We start from the raw sequence: 4,277 nt of genomic DNA on the forward strand, positions 1-4,277 counted from the left end.
TGCCCTTCCTGGCGCTGGTCGGCGCGATCATCCAGATCGCGTTCGTGATCTGGGCCGGCCAGAACTTCGACCGCACCGTCCAGAACGCGGTGCGCGGCCTGTTCACCGGCCAGTTCCAGATCGCCAACAGTGGGACGACCAGCGCGGCGGTCCTGCTGCAGAAGCTCAACGACGCAATGTGCGGAACCGGCGCCAACCGGGCCTTCACGCTGTTCGACTGCTCGAGCGTGAAGATCGACGTGTCGCTGGCGAGCTCGTTCGCGGCCGGGTCGAGCGCGACGCCGATGAACGCCACCACGAGGACTTGGAACAACGGCTTCGGGACGAGCTACGCCTGCGCGAAGCCGGGATCGATCGTCGTCGTCACCGCGGCCGTCAAGGTGCCGGTGTTCTTCAGCCTGCTCGACCTCGCCCAGATGAGCTTCGCCGACGGGACGCATCTGCTGCAGTCCACGGCCGTGTTCCGCACCGAGCCGTACCAGACCACCGCTTCGACCGGATGCTGAGGGCCGGGATGGTGCGGTGTTCCCCTCTTCATAGCCCAGGCGCGTCCGAGCGGGCCTTCGCTCGGTTCGCACGCGCGTCCGGCGGCGTCTCCGCGATCGAGTTCGCGTTGATCCTGCCCGTGCTGCTCGCGATCTTCGTGGGCCTTTCGGAGTACGCCCACGCGGTCGACAACTGGCGGAAGGTCACGCAGCTTGCCCGGACGGTGTCCGACCTGACTGCGCAGGGCGACGCCCAGAACCCGATCGACGCGTCGCTGATGCGCGACATCCTCGCCACCTCGACCCTGGTGCTGAAGCCGTTCGACGCCAGCGGCGTGAAGATCGTGGTGAGCGCGATGGCGGTCGACCTCACGAACCTCAACCTGATCCCGCGGGTCTGTTCCAGCACCGCCAACGCCAACGCGTCGCCCCGCGCCACGGGCGCCGCCTCCGACCTCACCGTGCCGACCGGATTCCGCACCAACGGGGTCCGCTACGTCCTCACCGAGGTGAGCATGCCCTACACGCCGATGCTCGGCTCGGCGCTGGTCAAGCTCGTCAACGGCGCCACGAGCACGATCACGCTCAAATCCAGCATGCCCTGGCCGGCGCGCGGCGGGCAGCCCGCCAAATCCACCTACACCGAAGTCTGGATGCCGGGAGGCGCAGCATGCCCGTGACCCCAACCCGCTCGACACCTCAGGGGATCTCGATGCGCCGACATCTCGGCCGCTTCGCGCGGCAGCGCGACGGCAACGTCGTCCTGCTGTTCGGGCTGCTCGCGCTGCCGCTCCTCGGCTTCACCGGCGCCGTGATCGATTACGGCTTCGCCACCTACATGGAGACCAAGCTCCAGGCCGCGACCGACGCCACCGCCCTCGCTCTGTGCCAGACGCCGATGGCGACGACGACCGCGACTCTCCAGACCCAGGCCGTCGCGATGATGACGGGCTACATGGGCGCGACCGGCCTCACGGTCGACCCGCTGGCGGTGACGGCGAACCCGCGCCAGATCACCCTGACCACGCACATGGTCTCGCCGGTCTTCTACAGCCGCATCACGGGCGTGACGGCCCCGCGCCCGGGCGGGTCGGCGCGCTGCGCCACCCCGGTGCCCAAGACCTTCGAGATTGCCCTGGTGCTCGACAACACCGGCTCGATGGCGGAATCGAGCGGCGGCCAGAGCAAGCTCCAGGCAGTGCAGACGGCGGCGACGAACTTCGTCGACTACGTCTACACCAACGCCGCCTTCGCCACCGGCACCAAGATCTCGATCGTGCCGTTCGCCGCCGCGGTCGCGGTCGACCCGGCCGCCTACCGCTATGCCACCTGGATCGACCAGAACGGCAAGTCGCCCTATCACTGGACCAACGTGATCGCACCGACCTCCGCCGGCTTCACCAACCGCTTCGGCCTCTTCACGGCGCTGCAGAGTGCCTACTCGGGCTGGGGCTGGGCCGGGTGCCTGGAAACGCTGCCCTATCCGCTCAACGTCCAGGACGGCGCGCCGACGAGCTCGAACCCAAGCTCGTACTACGTGCCAATGTTCGCGCCCGACGAACCGGGCGAGGGTAGCACGACGTATGCAGCCTATAACGGCAATTCCGCGTTCAGCTTCAACAGCTACATCGACGACTATACGAACGCCAACAGCTGTGCGAGCCAATCGCAGTCGAGCACCTCGTTCGCCGCCGCCGAGGGCCGCGCCTGCAAGTACGTCAACGCCCGCGACGCATCGCCGACCGCATCGAACAGCTATACCGGCATCCCGAATGGCCCGAATTTCGGCTGCACCACCCGCCCGCTCCAGAGGCTGACCAGCAACACGTCGACGCTGAAGTCGCTGATCAACGCGATGGCGCCGCTCGGATCGACTAACATCCACGAGGGTCTGATGTGGGGCTGGCGGACGCTGTCGCCGAGCAGCGTCTTCGCCGATGGGGCGCCCTACGCGTCGAGCACGGTCAACAAGGTCATCATCCTGATGACCGACGGCGCCAACAGCTGGGCGACGAACGGCTACTCGCCATTCAACCAGTCGATGTACTTCGCTGCCGGCTACTTCCAGAACGTCGACGGTTCGACCCCGAATCCGCGCCTCCCGCCCGGCAACCAGAACGTCACGAACGCCACCAATTCCCGAGCTGCCCTCGACGCGCTGACGGCCCTGGCCTGCAGCAACGCCAAGAGCGCCGGCATCTCGATCTACACGATCGGCTTCAGCGTGCCCTCGGACCCGATCGACAGCGCCGGCCTGAGCCTTCTGAACAACTGCGCATCAACGTCGACGCAGGCCTTCGTCGCCAACGACTCGTCGAGCCTGATCTCGGCCTTCAACCAGATCGCGGCCAGCATCGGCACGCTGCGGCTGACGCAGTAAAATGAACGGACCGGCTTCGGCCTTGGTAGTTAGGCTCGGAAGGTACACCCTGTGAGCCTACCCGCGGGTTGGCACCGCGATATGGCTCAAAGGTGTTGTTTGACCCTGAGCCATGCGCTACGTCCTGAGCCATAGATTTTGAGCCATGGCGGGCGGGATGTCGGTAATCGGGTATGTTAGGGTCAGCACCGGCGACCAGAGCGTCGAGGCACAACGGCACAGCATCGGTCTGATCCACAAGGTCGAGGATTGGTTCTGCGACGAAGGCGTGTCCGGGGTCGTGCGCGCGCTGGATCGTCCGGGCTTCTCGGCTCTCCTCAAGTACACTCGCAAAGGCGACACCCTCATCGTTGGCGCCGTCGATCGCCTGGGTCGTGACACCCTCGATGTTCTAGGAACCGTTAAGGCGCTTCAGGCCAAGGGCGTGGCGATCATCAGCCTGCGCGAGGGCTTCGATCTCTCCACCCCAATCGGGAAGGCGATGCTCACCATGCTGGCTGCCGTGGCTGAGCTAGAGCGCGCCAACATCAAGGCGCGTCAGATGGCCGGCATTCAGCGTGCGAAGGCCGAGGGTAGGGCATTCGGTCGGCAGAAGGCGATCGACGATGCATCGGTGATGACCTGGCGGAAGGACAACGGAGCCAGCATCGCGAGCACGGCCGCGCAGTTCGGGATCTCGCTAGCCAGCGTGAAGCGGGCATGCCGGCCAGCAGTCGCCTGACCGCCATCATCTATCGCTCAGAGCCGCCTAGGGTGGTGCAGGCCACACTTGAAATTATGGAGGGCGGCTCGCGCAATTAATTGCATGCCCACCTTACCCTTTCCAAGGACGTTCGTGGCGCTACGACGCCGTAGGTCCGGGTTGGGTCGGAAGCGGTTGCAGCTGCGAGTGCAGGCCGGAGATCAGCGGTACAGTCCCTCCGCCTGGAAGCGCGTGAGCAGCCCGCCTGCCTGCTCTTGGGCTGCAACGCCGTCGTCCTGCTTCTCGAAGCCATGCTCGCACATCGGCCTCAGCTTTCGCGTCGCCCGATCCATCGCCGAGTCCTCCCACAGGATCAGAACCTCGCGGTCGGTGAGATCCTTGAGGAAGCACCAGAGCATCAGCATGAGGCTCAGTGCCGGGCGTTCGTGCCAGTCGGCCGTCATCAACCGCTTGAGGCGTTCGAGGCGACGTATGAGTGCCTGCCTTTTGGAGGGCGTCAGATCGGCAAACGGCTCCAGACAGGCAGTCCTCAGGTTCCTGCGCAGTTCGGCGACATCTGCCTCGGCTCTCGCGACGAGGTCCGGATCAGCTGGAACGAACACGTTCGGCGCCCCCGTAAGCGCATAGAAGAGATAGGCGGGAACTGCGAGTTCGATCCTTTGGCGGTCGGTCAGGAGAAGCATCGGGGCACTTACCGAACCTACCAGCA

5 protein-coding genes are annotated in these 4,277 nt (G+C 65.6%); 4 read left to right on the forward strand and 1 reads right to left on the reverse strand.

What is annotated here, in order from left to right; genetic code table 11:
* The 4 genes from MKK70_RS03360 to MKK70_RS03375 form a co-directional block, all read left to right on the forward strand.
* Positions 1 to 506, forward strand: a 506-nt coding sequence (locus tag MKK70_RS03360; protein WP_243945824.1) for a pilus assembly protein, incomplete at its 5' end; no start/stop codon positions are given.
* A gap of 8 nt (positions 507 to 514) precedes the next feature.
* Positions 515 to 1,165, forward strand: a complete 651-nt coding sequence (locus MKK70_RS03365; RefSeq protein WP_279603501.1) for a pilus assembly protein — start codon at positions 515 to 517, stop codon at positions 1,163 to 1,165.
* Positions 1,166 to 1,197: 32 nt separating this feature from the next.
* Positions 1,198 to 2,865 (forward strand): vWA domain-containing protein, encoded by a 1,668-nt coding sequence (locus MKK70_RS03370; protein WP_243945825.1) that lies wholly within the window; start codon positions 1,198 to 1,200, stop codon positions 2,863 to 2,865.
* 145 nt (positions 2,866 to 3,010) lie between these two features.
* Positions 3,011 to 3,586 (forward strand): recombinase family protein, encoded by a 576-nt coding sequence (locus MKK70_RS03375; protein ID WP_243932860.1) that lies wholly within the window; start codon positions 3,011 to 3,013, stop codon positions 3,584 to 3,586.
* Positions 3,587 to 3,768: 182 nt separating this feature from the next.
* Here the strand turns inward: MKK70_RS03375 and MKK70_RS03380 are convergent.
* Positions 3,769 to 4,277 (reverse strand): hypothetical protein (locus tag MKK70_RS03380; RefSeq protein WP_243945826.1); only part of this gene is annotated, 509 nt, incomplete at its 5' end.

Origin of the sequence: Methylobacterium sp. E-041 (assembly GCF_022829665.1) — a bacterium.
In the GTDB taxonomy this organism is placed as follows: Bacteria; Pseudomonadota; Alphaproteobacteria; order Rhizobiales; family Beijerinckiaceae; genus Methylobacterium.